At 74.4% G+C, this 15,198-nt stretch carries 17 protein-coding genes; 11 read left to right on the top strand and 6 right to left on the bottom strand.

The genetic code is table 11. The annotated features are described in order from the left end of the window. Nucleotides 1-1,155: a sensor histidine kinase gene (locus tag Asera_RS12585; RefSeq protein ID WP_030445758.1), complete on the top strand. Its 1,155-nt coding sequence runs from the start codon at nucleotides 1-3 to the stop codon at nucleotides 1,153-1,155. Next, a complete protein-coding gene (locus Asera_RS12580; protein ID WP_030445759.1) occupies nucleotides 1,146-1,790 on the top strand; it encodes a response regulator in 645 nt (214 codons plus the stop codon). The genes Asera_RS12585 and Asera_RS12580 overlap by 10 nt, the downstream gene beginning before the upstream one ends. A 50-nt stretch (nucleotides 1,791-1,840) precedes the next feature. Here the strand turns inward: Asera_RS12580 and Asera_RS12575 are convergent, their stop codons facing one another. Beyond that, nucleotides 1,841-2,449: a TetR/AcrR family transcriptional regulator gene (locus tag Asera_RS12575; protein ID WP_030445760.1), complete on the bottom strand. Its 609-nt coding sequence runs from the start codon at nucleotides 2,447-2,449 to the stop codon at nucleotides 1,841-1,843. Between the two features lie 79 nt (nucleotides 2,450-2,528). Here Asera_RS12575 and Asera_RS12570 point away from each other — a divergent pair, with 79 nt between their 5' ends. Beyond that, complete coding sequence (locus Asera_RS12570) at nucleotides 2,529-2,834, top strand: putative quinol monooxygenase (RefSeq protein ID WP_030445761.1); 306 nt, start codon at nucleotides 2,529-2,531, stop codon at nucleotides 2,832-2,834. A gap of 26 nt (nucleotides 2,835-2,860) precedes the next feature. Here the strand turns inward: Asera_RS12570 and Asera_RS12565 are convergent, their stop codons facing one another. Then, nucleotides 2,861-3,856, bottom strand: a complete 996-nt coding sequence (locus Asera_RS12565) for a stage II sporulation protein M (RefSeq protein WP_030445762.1) — start codon at nucleotides 3,854-3,856, stop codon at nucleotides 2,861-2,863. Nucleotides 3,857-3,995: 139 nt separating this feature from the next. On the opposite strand from Asera_RS12565, the gene Asera_RS33585 reads away from it, so the two are divergent. The 4 genes from Asera_RS33585 to Asera_RS12545 all read left to right on the top strand — a co-directional run bounded on the left by Asera_RS33585 (nucleotide 3,996) and on the right by Asera_RS12545 (nucleotide 8,050). Then, nucleotides 3,996-4,880, top strand: coding sequence for an RDD family protein (locus tag Asera_RS33585; protein WP_051802105.1), 885 nt, complete (start codon nucleotides 3,996-3,998; stop codon nucleotides 4,878-4,880). Nucleotides 4,881-5,166: 286 nt separating this feature from the next. Then, nucleotides 5,167-6,144 carry an ABC transporter ATP-binding protein gene (locus Asera_RS12555; RefSeq protein ID WP_169745825.1) on the top strand — a complete coding sequence of 326 codons (978 nt, stop codon included), beginning with the start codon at nucleotides 5,167-5,169 and terminating at the stop codon, nucleotides 6,142-6,144. A 112-nt stretch (nucleotides 6,145-6,256) separates the two neighbouring features. Further along, nucleotides 6,257-7,042 (top strand): ABC transporter permease, encoded by a 786-nt coding sequence (locus tag Asera_RS12550; protein WP_030445765.1) that lies wholly within the window; start codon nucleotides 6,257-6,259, stop codon nucleotides 7,040-7,042. Nucleotides 7,043-7,129: 87 nt separating this feature from the next. Next, nucleotides 7,130-8,050, top strand: a complete 921-nt coding sequence (locus tag Asera_RS12545) for an MBL fold metallo-hydrolase (RefSeq protein WP_051802106.1) — start codon at nucleotides 7,130-7,132, stop codon at nucleotides 8,048-8,050. 174 nt (nucleotides 8,051-8,224) lie between these two features. Here the strand turns inward: Asera_RS12545 and Asera_RS12540 are convergent, their stop codons facing one another. Beyond that, nucleotides 8,225-8,770: a TetR/AcrR family transcriptional regulator gene (locus tag Asera_RS12540; RefSeq protein WP_244843851.1), complete on the bottom strand. Its 546-nt coding sequence runs from the start codon at nucleotides 8,768-8,770 to the stop codon at nucleotides 8,225-8,227. Nucleotides 8,771-8,916: 146 nt separating this feature from the next. Here Asera_RS12540 and Asera_RS12535 point away from each other — a divergent pair, with 146 nt between their 5' ends. Then, the gene (locus Asera_RS12535) at nucleotides 8,917-9,318 is read left to right on the top strand and encodes a nuclear transport factor 2 family protein (RefSeq protein WP_030445768.1); all 402 of its coding nucleotides are present in this window, start codon (nucleotides 8,917-8,919) and stop codon (nucleotides 9,316-9,318) included. Nucleotides 9,319-9,354: 36 nt separating this feature from the next. On the opposite strand, the gene Asera_RS12530 is transcribed toward Asera_RS12535, so the two are convergent. Then, complete coding sequence (locus tag Asera_RS12530; RefSeq protein ID WP_030445769.1) at nucleotides 9,355-10,578, bottom strand: cytochrome P450; 1,224 nt, start codon at nucleotides 10,576-10,578, stop codon at nucleotides 9,355-9,357. A gap of 226 nt (nucleotides 10,579-10,804) precedes the next feature. Here Asera_RS12530 and Asera_RS12525 point away from each other — a divergent pair, with 226 nt between their 5' ends. The 3 genes from Asera_RS12525 (at nucleotide 10,805) to Asera_RS12515 (ending at nucleotide 12,955) form a co-directional block, all read left to right on the top strand. After that, nucleotides 10,805-11,383 carry a TetR/AcrR family transcriptional regulator gene (locus Asera_RS12525; RefSeq protein WP_030445770.1) on the top strand — a complete coding sequence of 193 codons (579 nt, stop codon included), beginning with the start codon at nucleotides 10,805-10,807 and terminating at the stop codon, nucleotides 11,381-11,383. Between the two features lie 122 nt (nucleotides 11,384-11,505). Then, complete coding sequence (locus Asera_RS12520) at nucleotides 11,506-12,309, top strand: methyltransferase (RefSeq protein WP_035296181.1); 804 nt, start codon at nucleotides 11,506-11,508, stop codon at nucleotides 12,307-12,309. A 64-nt stretch (nucleotides 12,310-12,373) separates the two neighbouring features. Beyond that, complete coding sequence (locus Asera_RS12515) at nucleotides 12,374-12,955, top strand: dihydrofolate reductase family protein (protein ID WP_030445772.1); 582 nt, start codon at nucleotides 12,374-12,376, stop codon at nucleotides 12,953-12,955. A 16-nt stretch (nucleotides 12,956-12,971) separates the two neighbouring features. Here the strand turns inward: Asera_RS12515 and manA are convergent, their stop codons facing one another. After that, nucleotides 12,972-14,138 carry a mannose-6-phosphate isomerase, class I gene (manA, locus tag Asera_RS12510; protein WP_030445773.1) on the bottom strand — a complete coding sequence of 389 codons (1,167 nt, stop codon included), beginning with the start codon at nucleotides 14,136-14,138 and terminating at the stop codon, nucleotides 12,972-12,974. Between the two features lie 108 nt (nucleotides 14,139-14,246). Then, complete coding sequence (locus Asera_RS12505; RefSeq protein ID WP_035296184.1) at nucleotides 14,247-15,188, bottom strand: cation diffusion facilitator family transporter; 942 nt, start codon at nucleotides 15,186-15,188, stop codon at nucleotides 14,247-14,249. Between the last annotated feature and the right edge of the window lie 10 nt (nucleotides 15,189-15,198).

Genomic DNA, 15,198 nt, shown 5'->3' with positions numbered 1-15,198 from the left:
GTGCGGTACCTGCCCCGTCCGGCCCGCGCCGTCGCCGCGCTGCTGGTGGGCGCGCTGACCGTACCGTTCGACGCGCTGGTGCTGGCCGCGGCCGGGCTGGCCGTGCTGGTCACCCTGGGCCGGCCGGCGCCACGCCGGGTGGTCGGCGCGGCGCTGCGCCGGCTGACCGCCGCCGAGCTGTCCCGCGCCACCCGCTGGCCCGCCACCCGGCCGGACCCGCCGCACGTCGCCCGCGGCGTCGGGTACCTGCTGGTACGGCTGGGACTCGGGCTGCTCGGCGGCGCCGTGCTGACCCTGTTCGGCGCCGGCCTGGTCGCCGGCGTGCGGCTGGTGGCGGGCTGGCTGACCGGGCGGCCGCTGGACGGCATCACCCCGTCCTGGCCGATCGTGGGCTACCTCGCGGCGGCCGGGCTGGTTCTCGCGTTCCTCGCGGTGCAGGGGATGATCGCCGTCGCCGCGCTGGACCTGCGCTGGGCGAACTGGGCCGTCCGGCCCGGCCGCGCCGCCCTGGAGCACCGCATCGACGAGCTGTCGGTCAGCCGGGCCGCGGTGGTCGCCGCGGTCGACGGCGAACGCCGCCGGATCGAGCGCGACCTGCACGACGGCGTGCAGCAGCGCCTGGTGGCGCTCGGCATGCTGCTCGGCCGGGCCCGCCGCGCCACCGACCCGCAGCGCTCCACCGACCTGCTGCGCGCCGCGCACGAGGAGTCCCGCCGGGCGCTGGTGGAGCTGCGCGAGGTGGCCTGGCGCGTGTACCCGTCGGCGCTGGACTCCGCCGGCCTGCCCGCGGCGCTGGAGTCGGTCGCCGAACGAGCCGGCCTGCCGGTACGGCTGGACCACCGGCTGCGGGCCCGCCCGCCGGCCGGCGTCGAGGCGGCCTGCTACTTCGTGGTGTGCGAGGCGATCACCAACGCGGCCAAGCACGCCACCGCGCGCGCCGCGACCGTACGGCTGACCGAGGCGGCCGGCGTGATCCGGATCGAGGTGCACGACGACGGCTGCGGCGGCGCCGACCCGGCCGGGCCCGGCCTGTCCGGACTGGCCCGCCGGCTCGCCGCGGTCGACGGGCGGCTTTCGGTGTTCAGCCCACCCGGCGGTCCCACCCTGGTCACCGCCGAGATCCCGGCCTGCGCCGCGGAGCCGTCGTGCGGATAGCGCTGGCGGAGGACTCGGCGCTGCTGCGCGAGGGGCTGGTCCGGCTGCTGGCCGAGGAGGGCCACCAGGTCGTCGCCGCGGTCGGCGACGCGGACGCGCTGCTCGCCGCGGTCGCCGAGGACCGGCCGCAGGTGGCCGTGCTGGACGTACGGATGCCGCCGACGCACACCGACGAGGGGTTGCGCGCCGCGCTGACCATCCGGCAGCGGTGGCCGGAGGTCGCGGTGCTGGTGCTCTCCCAGTACGTCGAGAAGCGGTACGCGACGCGGCTGCTCACCGGCGACCCGGCCGGCGTCGGCTACCTGCTCAAGGACCGGGTGGTCGACGTCGGCGAGTTCCTCGACGCGCTGGTACGGGTCGGCGCCGGCGGTACCGCCTTCGACCCCGAGGTGGTCCGCCAGCTGCTCGCCGCCACCAGCCACACCGATCCGCTGTCCCGCCTGACCGAGCGGGAACGCAGCGTGCTGGACCTGATGGCGCAGGGCCACACCAACGCGTCGATCGGCGCCCAGCTGTTCGTCTCCCGCAGTGCGGTGGAGAAGCACGTCAACGCGATCTTTACCAAGCTCGACCTGCCCGAGCGCTCCACCCACAGCCGCCGCATCCTCGCCATCCTCCACTACCTCGACACCTGACCGACGGACGCTGCCGGCGCGGGCAAGCGTCGGCCGGCTGCGGCTGCGGATCAGTGGAGTCGGGAAGGCACTGCTGGCCAGGCGCGGAGGGCTGTCTCGGCGATCTGTTCCAGGTCGGTTCTCGTGGCGCCGTCGCGAGCCTGCGCGGACATGCCCTGGAGTACGGCGGTGTAGAAGGCCGCGAGGGCCCGGGGGTCGGTGCGGGCGGGGATGTCGCCCGTTCGCGTCGCGGTGGCGATCTTGTCGTGGAGCACGCGGCGGCCCGCGGCGCGGAGGTCACGCAGGTGGGCGGCGATGTCAGCGGATTGTGGGGAGCAGTTGGTCGCGGCGGTGATCAGCAGGCAACCGCGCGGATGTTCGGGCCTGGTGTACGCGACCGCCGCCTCGCGCAGCAGGCGTTCGACGGCGTCTCGGGCCTTCGGTTCCTCAGCCAACGCGCGTTCGGTGAAGGAGCCGTAGGTGCGGAGGTACCGGTCGAGCGCCGCAAGGAACAAGGACCGCTTGTCGCCGAAGGCCGCGTACACGCTGGGCGCGCCGATGCCGAGCGCCTGAGTGAGGAGGGCGATCGACGTCGCGTCGTAGCCGTGCTCCCAGAACACGGCCATGGCACCCTCGAGCGCCTCGGTGCGATCGAACGACCGCGGTCGGCCCGTCTTCATGTGCCCATTCTATAGCGATCGCTAGCAATGTCTGCTAGGTTACTTCTTGAATGATCATTACAGAAGTAGGAGCGCGCGAATGGTCAACACCGGATTGCTCGTCCGCGTCGAGGCCAAGCCGGACAAGGTGCCCGACGTCGAGGCCATGCTGGAATCGGCAGTGGAGCACGTGCGGAAGGAGGGCCTGGCGGTCGCCTGGTTCGCGCTGCGGCTGGGGCCGACGACCTTCGCCATCTTCGACGCCTTCGCCAACGAGGCCGACCGCGAGGCGCACTGGGACGCCAACGGCGAGGCGCTGAACGCCGCTGCGGCCGCAGGACTGTTCGCCGGGGCGCCCTACGTCGATCGCGTCGACGTGCTCGCCGCCAAGCTCCCCGACGAGTAAGCGACGTCCCTCCGCCCCACCCGCTGTCAGCAGGCGGGGGCGGTGGCCTCGCGGAGATCGGGGGCGAGGTCACCGGTTTCGCCGACGGCGGCGGCGCGGCGGCCGAAGTGCACCACGTAGGTCAGGAACGCGGCCAGCGCGAGCACGCCGATGCCGACCCGGACCGCGGTCGGCAGCGGCGACGGGGTCACGAACGCCTCGATCGCGCCGCTGACCGCGAGCACCCCGACCAGCCCGAGCGCCACCACGACGCCGGACCGGGCGGCGCCGGCGAGCGACTGGGCCCGGGTCAGGTACGGCCCGGGCGCCACCCAGGACCAGCCGATGCGCAGCCCGGTACCGGCGGCGACGAACACCGCGGTCAGCTCCAGCAGCCCGTGCGGGGCGAGCAGCCCGAAGAACACGTCGGCGCGCCCCTGCCCCAGCATCGCGCCGGCGTCTACGGCCACCACCAGCGCGTTCTGCGCCAGTACCAGCAGGACCGGGAGCAGCAGGATGCCGCCGGCCAGGCAGAGCCCGGCGACCAGCGCGTTGTTGGTCCACACCTCGAAAGCGAAGTCCTGGGCTGGCGCGGCCCGGTAGTAGTCGGCGAACTCGTGGTCGGCGAGGCTGCGCGCGCCGCCGTCCCCGATCAGCGCCCGCAGCGCCTCCGGATGCGCGACGAACCACGCGGTCAGCGCGGCGGACACGGCCAGGAACGACACCGCGACGGTGCACCACCAGCGCCAGGTGCGATACACCGCGGCGGGAAAGGTGACGGTGACGAACCGCAGCAGGTCGCTCGGGCGGAACGAGCGGCCGCCGGTGATGCTGGCCCGGGCGCGCAGCACCAGCCGGGACAGGTGCGCCACCAGCGCCGGGTCGGGCGCCTGGCTGCGCACCATCGACAGGTGGGTGGCGGTGCGCTGGTAGAGCGCGATCAGCTCGTCCGCCTCGCCGGCGTCCGGGCGGTGCCGGCCGGACAGCGCCTCCAGCCGGCGCCACTCGTCCCGGTGCTCGGTGACGAAGGCGTCCAGATCCACCCCGGCAGCATACGGTCGCGCCGCCACGCCGGAATCCCGCCGACCGGCGGCACCGGCCCCGCGATCACCGGCGCCCGGGCCGGTCACGCCACGGGCCGCGTGGTTGTCCGGACTGGACGCGATACCGCAGGATGTGCGGATGGGCGACGGGACGGTGGTGGACGGCGAGGCCGTCGCGGTCGAGCTGCGACCGGCCCGGCTCGGGTCCCGGACGCTCGCGTTCGTGCTCGACCTGTCGCTGCAGGTGCCGTTCGCCCTGCTGGTGGCGACGGTGGCGGTGCCGCTGATGCTGTCGCGCTCGAGCGCGTTCGCGCACGGCGTGGTGGTCGTCGCCACGGTGCTGGTCTTCCTGGCCCCGCCGGTACTGGTGGAGACGCTCACCGGAGGCCGGTCGATCGGCAAGTTCGCGCTCGGGCTGCGGGTGGTGCGCATCGACGGCGGCCCGATCGGGTTCCGGCACGCGTTGACCCGGGCGCTGGTGGGGCTCGCGGTGGAGTGGCCGGGCCTGCTGGTACCGCCGCTGAGCTGGTTGCTGTGCCTGGGGGTGATGGTCGGCGAGCGTTCCGGCCGGCGGTTGGGTGATCTGGCCGCCGGCACGCTGGTGGTGCACGAGCGCAGCCCCCAGTCGTGGGGGTGGGTGCCGGCGATGCCGCCCCAGCTGACCGGTTGGGCGCGGCGGTTGGACCTGACCGGGCTGGACGATCAGCTGGCCAACACGGTGCGGCACTATCTCGCCCGCAACCGGCGGATCGGCGAGCCGGCGCGGACCAGGCTCGGGTTGGCCCTGGCCTCGAAGGTGGCGGCGCAGACGACGCCGCCGGTGCCACCCGGCACCCCGGGCTGGGCGTACCTTGCCGCCGTGGTGGCGGAGCGGCATCGCCGGTCGCTGCACCGGCAGGCGGTGCGCCGGGGCATCGCGGCCCGGATCCTGGCCGAGCCGGCGCCGGGTCCGGCGGCCGAGCCGGCCGCGGCGGGAAGCGGCGCGCGGGGCGGTCGTGGCTTCACAGTGCCCCCCGTACCGTGAAACCTCGTCCGCCCCGCGCCTTCACCGTGGTTCGTGCCGCACCCGAACCACCGATTTACGTTCCGTAGTCGTAGCGTTACTGAGAATCATCATGGTGTCAAGCGGTTCGCCGATCTTCCATCAATTGTTGCGGCTCGCGGCACGGATTGCAGACCCTGGCCAGCCGGACGCCACGGCGGCCGGCGCCGGTCGCCGGAGCGTGCCGTACCGGCGCCGCGAGTGACCCGGCCGGCAGCCGGCACTCCCCCACGCCGCCCACCGGTACGCACCGGCATACGCTGCGACGGTGAGCGAGGATGCGACGCCGCACGGCGCGACTGTCCACGCCGGGACGGACTCCACCGACAGCCCGGCCCTCGCCGTGTCCAACCTGGTCAAACGGTTCGGTACCACCGTCGCGGTCGATGGGCTCGACCTGACCATGCCCGGCGGTACGGTGCTCGCCCTGCTCGGCCCCAACGGCGCCGGCAAGACCACCACCGTGGAGATCTGCGAGGGCTTCCAGCGCCCCGACAGCGGCCTGGTCCGGGTGCTCGGCCTCGACCCGAACCGGGACGGCGCCGCGCTGCGCCCCCGCATCGGCGTCATGCCGCAGGGCGGCGGCGCCTACCCCGGGGTACGGGCCGGTGAAATGTTGCGGCTCGTCGCCGCCTGCGCCGCACACCCGCTCGACCCCGACTGGTTACTCGACGTGCTCGGGCTGCGCGACGCGCTGCACACCCCGTACAAGCGGCTGTCCGGCGGGCAACAGCAGCGGCTGTCGCTGGCCTGCGCCGTGGTCGGCCGACCCGAGCTGGTGTTCCTGGACGAACCGACCGCCGGGCTCGACCCGCAGGCCCGCCGGCTGGTCTGGGAGCTGGTCGACGCGCTGCGCACCGACGGCGTCGGGGTGCTGCTGACCACGCACCTGATGGACGAGGCGGAGACGCTCGCCGACCAGGTGGTGATCATCGACCACGGCAGTCCGGTCGCCGCCGGTACCCCGGCCGAGCTGACCAGCGAGCGCGACGGCCGACAGCGGCTCACCTTCCGCGCCACCGCCGGCCTGCCGATCGCCGAGCTGATCGACCGGCTACCCGCCGGCTGCACCGGTACCGAACCCAGCCCCGGCCGGTACGAGCTGGTCGGTCCGATCGGCCCCGCGGAGGTATCCGCGGTGACCGCCTGGTGCGCCGAGCACGACGTGCTGGCGCAGGAGCTGCGCGTCGCGCGCCGCAGCCTGGAGGACGTCTTCCTCGACCTCACCGGCCGGGAGCTGCGATGAACGAGCACCGGCGCCGCGCCGGCGTTCCGGCACCGGAGGGCGCGAAATCCGTTGGTACGCAGGAGTTCCGACCGCACCGGTCCGCCCCGGTCCGGCTGCGGGAGGTGCGGCGGTGAGCGAGCAGGCAAGGTTCGCGGCGGGGACGTTCACGCCGGCGCCGGGACGCGGCCGGCTCGGCCGGATGCTGCTGGCACAGACCGCGACCGAGACCAAGCTCGCGCTGCGCAACGGCGAGCAGCTGCTGCTGACCCTGATCATCCCGCTGGCGCTGCTGGTCGGACTGACCGAACTGCCCATCATCGACGTCGGTACGCCCCGGGTCGACTGGGTCACCCCGCGGGTCATCGCGCTCGCGATCATGTCCACCGGGTTCACCAGCCAGGCGATCTCGCTCGGCTTCGACCGGCGGTACGGGGTGCTCAAGCGGCTCGCCGCGACCGCCCTGCCGCGCTGGCTGCTCGTCGCCGGCCGGGTGCTCTCCGGCGTGCTGGTCATCGTCGTACAGCTGATCGTGCTCGGCGCGGTGGCCGCGCTGCTGGGCTGGTCGCCGCACCTGGCCGGGATCGGTGAGTCGGTCGCCCTGCTGGTACTGGGTGCCCTCGCGTTCGGCGCGCTCGGCGTGCTGCTCGGCGGGTCGGTACGGGCCGAGATCGTGCTGGCCGTGGCCAATGCGGTGTGGTTCATCCTGCTGCTCGCCGGCGGCATCGCGGTGCCGGCCTCGTCGCTGCCGGCCGGGCTGGCCGACGTGGTCGGCCTGCTGCCCTCGGGTGCGCTCGCGAACGGCCTGACCGACGCGCTCGCCGCCGGCACCGCACCGGGCCCCGGCCCGTACCTGGTGCTGGCGTTCTGGGCGGTACTGCCGGCCGCGGTCGCCACCCGCACCACCCGCCTCACCTGACCTGCCCGCGGGTCCGGCGGCACGCCGGGTCCGGCGGAAACCGCCCGGCGGATGCCGGCTCGCCCGCGCCTGCGGTAGGAACGGACCGTGGACGTGACGATGCTGTGCGACGCGGTGGCGATGTTTCCCGAGCCGGTCGAGGAGGCGCTGCCGGGATGGGCGGGGCGGCACCGGGACTGGGCCGCCGGCAGCGCACCGGGCAACGCCGCCGCGGCCGGCTGGGTACTGCACGTGCACTGCTTCCTGCTCACCGACGAGGGCCGGGCCACGCTGGTCGACACCGGCGTCGGGCCGGCCGGCGCACCGGGTGCGGACTGGCTGGGTACCGCCGGGCGGCTGCCGGCGCTGCTGGCCGAGGCCGGCGTGACCCCGGCCGAGATCGACACCGTGGTCCTCACCCACGTCCACCTCGACCACGCCGGCTGGAACATCGCCCCCGCCGCACCCCCGGTCCAGACCGCCACCCCCGCCCGCACCGGTGGGGACGTCGGCGACCACCGGGATGCCGGTACCGGCGGGAGCGGGGCTGCCGGCGGGCCGCTGTTCGCGCGCGCCGAGTACGTGGTGCAGCGCGCCGAGCTCGACCACGTCGCCGGGACCGGCACGTACGCCCGGCTGGTGGCACCCGTGCTGGCGGCCGGCCAGCTGCGGGTGGTCGACGGGGAGACGACGATGCCCGGCGGGTACCGGCTGCTGCCGACGCCCGGGCACACGCCCGGCCACCAGAGCGTGCTCACCGACGGGGCCGTACTGGCCGGCGACGTGCTGGTGCATCCCGCCCAGGCGCGCTGGCCGGAGCTGCCCTACCGGTACGAGACGGGGCCCGGCGCCGCGGTCGACAGCCGGCGCCGGCTGCTGCGGTACGCGGCCGAGCACGGCGTCCCGCTCGCTCCGGCGCACCTGCGCGATCCGCTGGACGTCGGCGCGGATCTGACCCCGACCGCGCACCGGCCGGTCGCGCTGCCGGCCACGGCCCGCTGCCCGCTGCGCCGGCTGTCGCCGCGCTGATCGACCGACGACACCGCGGCCGGCGGCGTCGCCACGCTGACCGGCCGATGACACCGAGACTGCGGCTGTCGCCGCACTGACCGGCCCGACGACACCGTGACGGCGGCTGTCACCACGCTGACGGGCCGACGACATCGCGACCGCCGCGAACGGCCCGGCAGCGCGCCGCGCTGGTCACTCCGGCGGTACCTCGATGCCGTGCCGGATCAGGGCGAGCAGCCGACCGGCCGAGTCGGCGGTCCCGCTGGCCAGCGCGATCCCGCTGGCCAGCGCCAGCAGATCCGCCGGGTCGAGGTCGGGACGCACCACGCCGGCCCGGCGGGCCCGGTCGACCAGCCCGGCCGCGGTCCGGTGCATCGCCGCATGCCACTGCTCGAACCGTTCGGTGCGGTGCTCGCCGCTGGTCGCCGCGTGCGCCAGCGCGCGCTTGGTGGCGACGTGCGCGACGAACTCGCCCAGCCAGTCGAACAGCGCGTCCGCCGGGTTCGCGGCCGTCGCGGCATCGCCGCGGGCGCACAGCTCGGCCACCTCGTCGGTGTACACCGCGACGAGCAGGTCGCCGCGGGTCGGGAAGTTGCGGTAGAGGGTGGCGTTGCCGACGCCGGCGCGCCGCGCCACCTCGTCCAGCGGTACGTCCGGCCCGGCCTCGTCGAACAGCTCCCGGGCCGCGGCGAGCAGCCGCTCGGCGTTGCGGGCGGCGTCGACCCTGCGTGCGGCCACCGGCACCTCCTGGACAAGTGGGGAGCTCCCCAGTACGTTGAAACGGGGAATTCCCCGGATGCCGGGAGTGTAGCCATCCGCGAGCGCGCGAACCATGCGCGTGGTGCGTCGTGCCTGCTCGGCGTCCCGACACAGGAGGAACACCGATGAGCCTGACCACCGACGACCGGGTCGCCATCACCGACCTGATCAACCTGCACGGACTGTTCGCGGACAGCGGGCAGCTCGACCGGCTGCGCGAACTGTTCACCGCCGACATCGCGTACGACGTCAGCAACGTCGGCGGCGGCGTGCTGCACGGCGTCACCGCCGTCATCGAGGCCGGGTACGCGCTCGGCGAGGGCAACCCGCTCGCCCACCACGTGACCAACACCGTGCTCACCGAGCTCGACGACGGCCGGGTGCGCGCGTGGTCGAAGGCGATCGCGATCCACACCGACCGCAGCTGCGGCAGCGCCACCTACGAGGACACCGTGGTGCACACCCCGGACGGCTGGCGGATCAGCCACCGTACGGTGCGCGCCCGCCGCGTCCCGCTGCAGCCCTGAGGCTCCGCCGGCGGCGTCGCGCCGCCGTCCGGACGGTCAGCCCGCCGCGCCGAGGCGGACCGGCAGGGACTGCAGGCCGCGCAGCACCAGCCGGTCCCGGCGCACCGGGTCGCCGGCGGCGAGCATCGCGGGAAACCGGCGTACCAGCCGGGCGAACGCCACGGTCGCCTCGAGCCGGGCGAGGCTGTTGCCCAGGCAGATGTGCGCCCCCGCACCGAAGCTGAGCGGCCGCACGCCGGTCCGCGTGGGGTCGAAGAGGTCCGGGTCACGGTAACGGGCCGGGTCCCGGTTGGCCGCGCCGACCACGGCGATCAGGTCGGCACCCCGCGGTACCGGCAGGTCGGCCACGGATCGCCCGTCGACCAGCGCGGTGCGGGTCAGCACCTGCACGGGCGACTCGTACCGCAGCACCTCCTCGACGAAGCCGGCGACCGCCGCGTCACCGGCGCCAGCCTCGGTGGCGGCGCCGGCCGGGGGCGCGGTCGCGACGACCGACGTGGCGGCGTGCAGGGTGGCGAGCAGATCCGGGCGGTCGAGCAGCAGTGCGAGGCCGCTGCCGAGCAGGCTCGTGGTCGTCTCGAAGCCGGCGACCAGCAGCAGGATCAGGTTGCCGAGCAGCTCGGCGTCCGACAGCCTGCCGTCGTCGGCGTCCCGCACCGCGACCAGCGCGCTGACCAGGTCGTCCCGCGGTTCGGCGCGCCGGGCGGCGATCAGCCCGGCGAAGCGTTCGGCCAGGGCCGTGGCGGCCGCTTCGGCCGCCGGCGTGGTCGGCCCGGTCAGTTCGAGCACCTCGGTCAGGTCGGCGGCCAGCGACCGTAGCAGCGCGTGGTCACGCGTCTGCACGCCGAGCAGCGCGCAGATCACCGTGACCGGCAGCCGGAACGCGAACCGGTCCATGAAGTCGACCGGCCCGCGCTCGGCGGCGAGCTCGTCGAGCAGCTCGTCGACCGCCTGTTCGACCCGCGGGGCGAGCGCGGCCACCCGGCGCCGGGTGAACACCTTCCCGATCAACGACCGCATCCGCGGATGGTCCGGCGGGTTCGCACGCAGGATCGACCGGCTCAGCAGGTCGAGCGGCCCGTCGGCGCCCGGCCCGGTCGCGGCGGGGTGCAGGCCGAAGCCCGGGTCCCGCAGCAGCTGGTCGACCGCCTGGTACCCGCTGACCAGGTACAGCGTGTCGGCGATCCGGGTCACCGGGCCGAGCCGGTGCGCCTCGGCGTAGAGCGGGTAGGGGTCGACCCGGCCGGCGGGCGCGAGCAGCCGCTCGACAAGTGTCGCGCCGGCATCGCTCGACGGTTCCCGTACGCCGGTCGGGGCCGCGATCGAGCCGGCGGAGGTCTGTGGTTCGGACTGGGACACGGCTGCACCTCGGGACGGATCGGCGTTCGGCGGCGTCGCGCCGCCCTGACCACCCTCAGTTTTTCAATACATTGTGTCCTTGTCAAGTCAGTCTGTCTTTAATCTGTCCATCGTGTATGCTACCGGCATGCCGAAGATCTGGAGCCAGACGATCGAGGCACATCGCGACGCGGTGCGCGAGGCGACGATCGCGGCCACCGCCGCGCTGATCGCCGAGCACGGCCTCAGCGGCGTCACGATGTCGCAGATCGCCAAGGACACCGGCATCGGCCGCGCCACGCTGTACAAGTACTTCCCGGACGTCGAGTCGATCCTCCTCACCTGGCACGAACGGCGCATCGACGCCCACCTGGCCGAGCTGGTCCGGGTGCGCGACCGCACCGAAGGCGCCGGCCCGCGCCTCGAGGCCGTCCTGACCGCGTACGCGAAGGCGAGCCGCGCCGGGCACGCGGCGTCCGATCCGGCCGCCGCGTTGCTGCACCGTGGGGCCCATGTCGCCGACGCGCACCGCCGCCTGCACGAGTTCGTCCGCGAGCTGATCACCGACGCCGCCGCGGCCGGCGACCTGCCCGACGACACGCACGCCGACGAGCTCGCCGGCTTCTGCCTGCACGCACTGGAGGCCGCCCGCGGCCGAGGCCCGGCCGCGGTGCGCCGGCTGGTCCGCGCCACGCTCGCCGGCCTCGCCGCCACGCCCGAGGCCTGATTGGCCTCCGCAAGGCTCCGGGTCGGGCCGGCTTCGCGGACACCCCTCCGCCCCGCCGGCGCGAGCCGGTGTCGCGCCGGCTTCGCGGACACCCCGCGCCGCCGGTACGGGAGGATGGCGGGATGGTCGACGACGTGTGGGCAAGCCTGGCGGATCCCTTCGTCGAGGGCGCGTACGCGACGGTGAAGGGCAAGGTGCGCACCTACGTGCTGCACCGGCACCTGCTGGCCCACCTGCCGCCGCCGCCGGCCACCATCCTCGACGTCGGCGGCGGCGCCGGCCACCAGTCGTTTCCCTTGGCGCGCCTGGGATACCGGATCACCCTGCTCGACTCGTCCGCGGCGATGCTGGCCGCTGCACAGCGACGGCTCGACGCCGAACCCACGGCGGTACGAGACCGGGTCCGGCTGCTGGCGGGCCGCGGAGAGGACGCGGTCGACCTCGCCGGGGCGCACCGGTACGACGCGGTGCTCTGCCACGGCGTCCTGATGTACCTGCCCGACCCGGCGCCGATGATCGCGGCGCTGTGCGGCTGCGTCGCGCCGGAGGGCATCGTGTCGGTGCTCGGCCTCAACGCCGCCACCCTGGCGGTGCGCCCGGCGCTGGCACACCGGTGGCGCGATGCGTTGGCCGCGTTCGACGCCGGCGGCGAGCGCGGCGTGCTGGGGCTCGACACCCGCGCCGACACCGTGGCCGGCTTGTCCGCGCTGTTCGCCAGCCACGGCGCCGCCCCGCTCGCCTGGTACGGGCTCTGGCTGTTCAGCGACTGGCTCACGCTCGTCGCCGACGACGCCGAGCTGCCCGACATCGCCGAGGTGGAGCTCGCGGCGAGCCGGCGGGACCCGTACCGGGGGCTCAGCCGCGTCTTCCACCTGCTCGCCCGCGCCGGATCGGCCCCCGCTCCGGCCGGCGACCGCGATCGATGAGTTCCGCTCCGGCCCGGCGTCTACCAGCCGGACGAACACGAACGCCGGAACCGGAGGAGCTCGCATGCGAAGGCTCAAGATCATCGAACACGTCTCGCTGGACGGGGTGGTCCAGCACTCCGTCGACGGCGACGATTTCCCCTACCCCAACTGGAACGTGCCGTTCCGGACACCCGAGGGCCGGGACGCCGTGCTCGCCATGCACGGCGAGCGCTTCGACCTGCTCCTCGGCCGGCGCACCTACGACCTGTGGGCACGGTTCTGGCCCACGGTGCCGGCCAATCCGATGGCGGACCGGCTCAACGCGGCGACCAAGTTCGTCGCGACGCACCGCCCGGAGACCTTGCACTGGGGCCCGGCCGAGCCGTTGGGGCCGGACGTGGCCGAGGGGGTTCGCCGGGTCAAGGCGGACGACGGCCCGGACCTCGTGCTCTGCGGCAGCTCCACGCTCACCTCGACGCTGCTCGAACAGGGACTGGCGGACGAGGTCGTGCTGATCGTCTACCCGGTCGTGCTGGGTACCGGGAAGCGCTTCGTCGCCGAGGGCACGCCGGCCCGGTCGCTCGAGCTGGCGGAGACGCAGACGACGCCCTCCGGTGTCGTGCTGACCAGGTACCAGCTGGCCGGGCCGTTGACGGCCGCGTAGCGGTGCCGCGTGCGGGTCAGGCGGTGGTCGCCTGGAACAGTTCGCCGTACCCGGAGAGCCGGACGGCGCGGCGGTCGGCCGGCACGAACGCCGCCTCGCCCGGCCCGAGCGACAGCTCGCCCGCCCCGTCGTTGGCGATCACCCGGCCGTGCACGCAGAACAGCACCCGCGGCCCGGTCGCGGCGAGTTCGACCCGGCGGTGCGGGCCGCCGACCCGCGCCACCGACAGCGCGAACTCCGCCACCCCGGGCAGCAGTTGCGGGTAGCTCTCCAGCCCGCCGGCGACCGGCACCGGGTCGGCGATCGGTGGCGGCGCCGGTTCGTACCGCAGCAGCCGCTGCAGTTCGGGCACGTCGACGTGCTTGGGGGTCAGCCCGCCGCGCAACACGTTGTCGCTGGCCGCCATCAGCTCGACGCCGACCCCGTCGAGGTAGGCGTGCAGGCAGCCGGCCGGCGCGTACAGCGCCTGCCCCGGCCGCAGCCGCACCTGGTTGAGCAGCACCGCGACCAGCACGCCGGGATCACCCGGGTGCCGGCGCGCCAGCTCCACCATCAGCCGGTACCCGGGCGCCCGGTCGCCGCCCGCGGCGGCGGCACGGACCGCCGTCTCGACGGTGCGCACCGGCACCGCGAGCAACGCGGCGACCGCGGCCCGGATCCCGTCCGCCGCCCGCTCCGACCGCAGCGCCGCCACCACCGGGTCCAGCTCCGGTACGGCCAGCCCGGCGAGCAGGTCCGCCGACCGCTGCGGCGGCGCGAACCCGCACAGCGCGTCGAAGTCGGTCAGCGCGACGATCATCTCCGGCTTGTGGTACGGATCGGAGTAGTTGCGCTCCGGCGCGGAGAGCGGTACGCCGGCGGCGTTCTCGGCGTCGAAGCCGGCGCGCGCCTGGGCCGCGTCCGGGTGCACCTGCAGCGACAGCGGCTGGTCCGCGGCGAGCAGCTTGAGCAGGAACGGCAGCCGGCCGAAGCGCTGTGCCGGCCCGAGCGTCGCGGCCGGATCGGCGGCGATCAGGTCGGCCAGCGTCCCTCCACCGTCTACTGTGGACGGTGCAGCCGGGTGCGCACCGAGCCAGAGCTCCGCCTCCGGCGTCTCGGACGGCACCGGCCGGCCCTGGATCGCCGCGATCGCGACCCGCGACCCCCACGCGTACGGCTGGATCCGCCCGGTCAGTGCACGCATGTCCGCTCCCCCTCCACCGACACCGTTGGCATCGCGCCCGCCTCGCCGCCGGCGTCAGAACCTGTATCGACGCCGCCGGCGTCAGAACCTGTATCGACGCCGCCGGCGTCAGGACTGTTTCTGCTGCTTCGCGGCAGCCGCCCGGTACAGGTCCGGCTCGATGTAGATGACGTGCGCGATCGGCACCGCGGCGCGGATCCGCGCCTCGATCGCGTCGATGCCGCGGGCCACCTCCTGCGCCGTGTCGTCGTGGTGCACCGCCACCTTGACCGCGACCAGCAACTCCTCCGGGCCGAGGTGCATCGTGCGCATGTGGATGATGCGCTCGGCCTCCGGCCCGTCCAGCACCGCCGTCTCGATCGCCCGCACGTTCGCCACGGTCGCCGACTCGCCCAGCAGCAGGCTCTTGGTCTCCACCGCCAGCGTCGCGGCGACACACACCAGCAGTGCGCCGATCGCGAGGGTACCGATGCCGTCGAACACGCCGTTGCCGGTCAGCAGCGTCAGCCCGACCCCGAACAGCGCGAAGACCAGGCCCAGCAGCGCCGCCGAGTCCTCCAGCAGCACCACCGGCAGCTCCGGGTTCTTCGCCCGCCGGATGTAGCCGAGGAAGCCGACCTTGCGCCGCTCGGTCGCCGACTCCTTGAGCGCGGTACGGAAGGAGTTGCCCTCCAGCGCGATGCTGACCACCAGCACCACGATCGGCACCCACTGCCAGGAGTGGATCGCCTCCGGATGGATCACCTTGTGGTAGCCCTCGTACAGCGCGAACAGGCCACCGACCGCGAACAGCACGATCGCCACGATGAACCCGTAGATGTAGCGCTCCCGGCCGTAGCCGAACGGGTGCTCCGGGTCCGGGTTGCGCCGCGCCCGCTTACCGCCGATCAGCAGCAACACCTGGTTGCCCGAGTCCGCCACCGAGTGGATCGACTCGGCCAGCATCGACGACGACTGGGTCAGCAGGAACGCGAGGAACTTCACCACCGCGATGCCCAGGTTGGCGCCCAGCGCCGCCAACACCGCCTTGGTACCGCCGGACGAGCTCACGATCTGCCTC

Origin of the sequence: Actinocatenispora sera (assembly GCF_018324685.1) — a bacterium.
Taxonomy (GTDB): Bacteria; Actinomycetota; Actinomycetes; order Mycobacteriales; family Micromonosporaceae; genus Actinocatenispora; species Actinocatenispora sera.
Note: the sequence above shows the minus strand (reverse complement) of the source record. Positions and strands in the feature narration are given on the sequence as shown.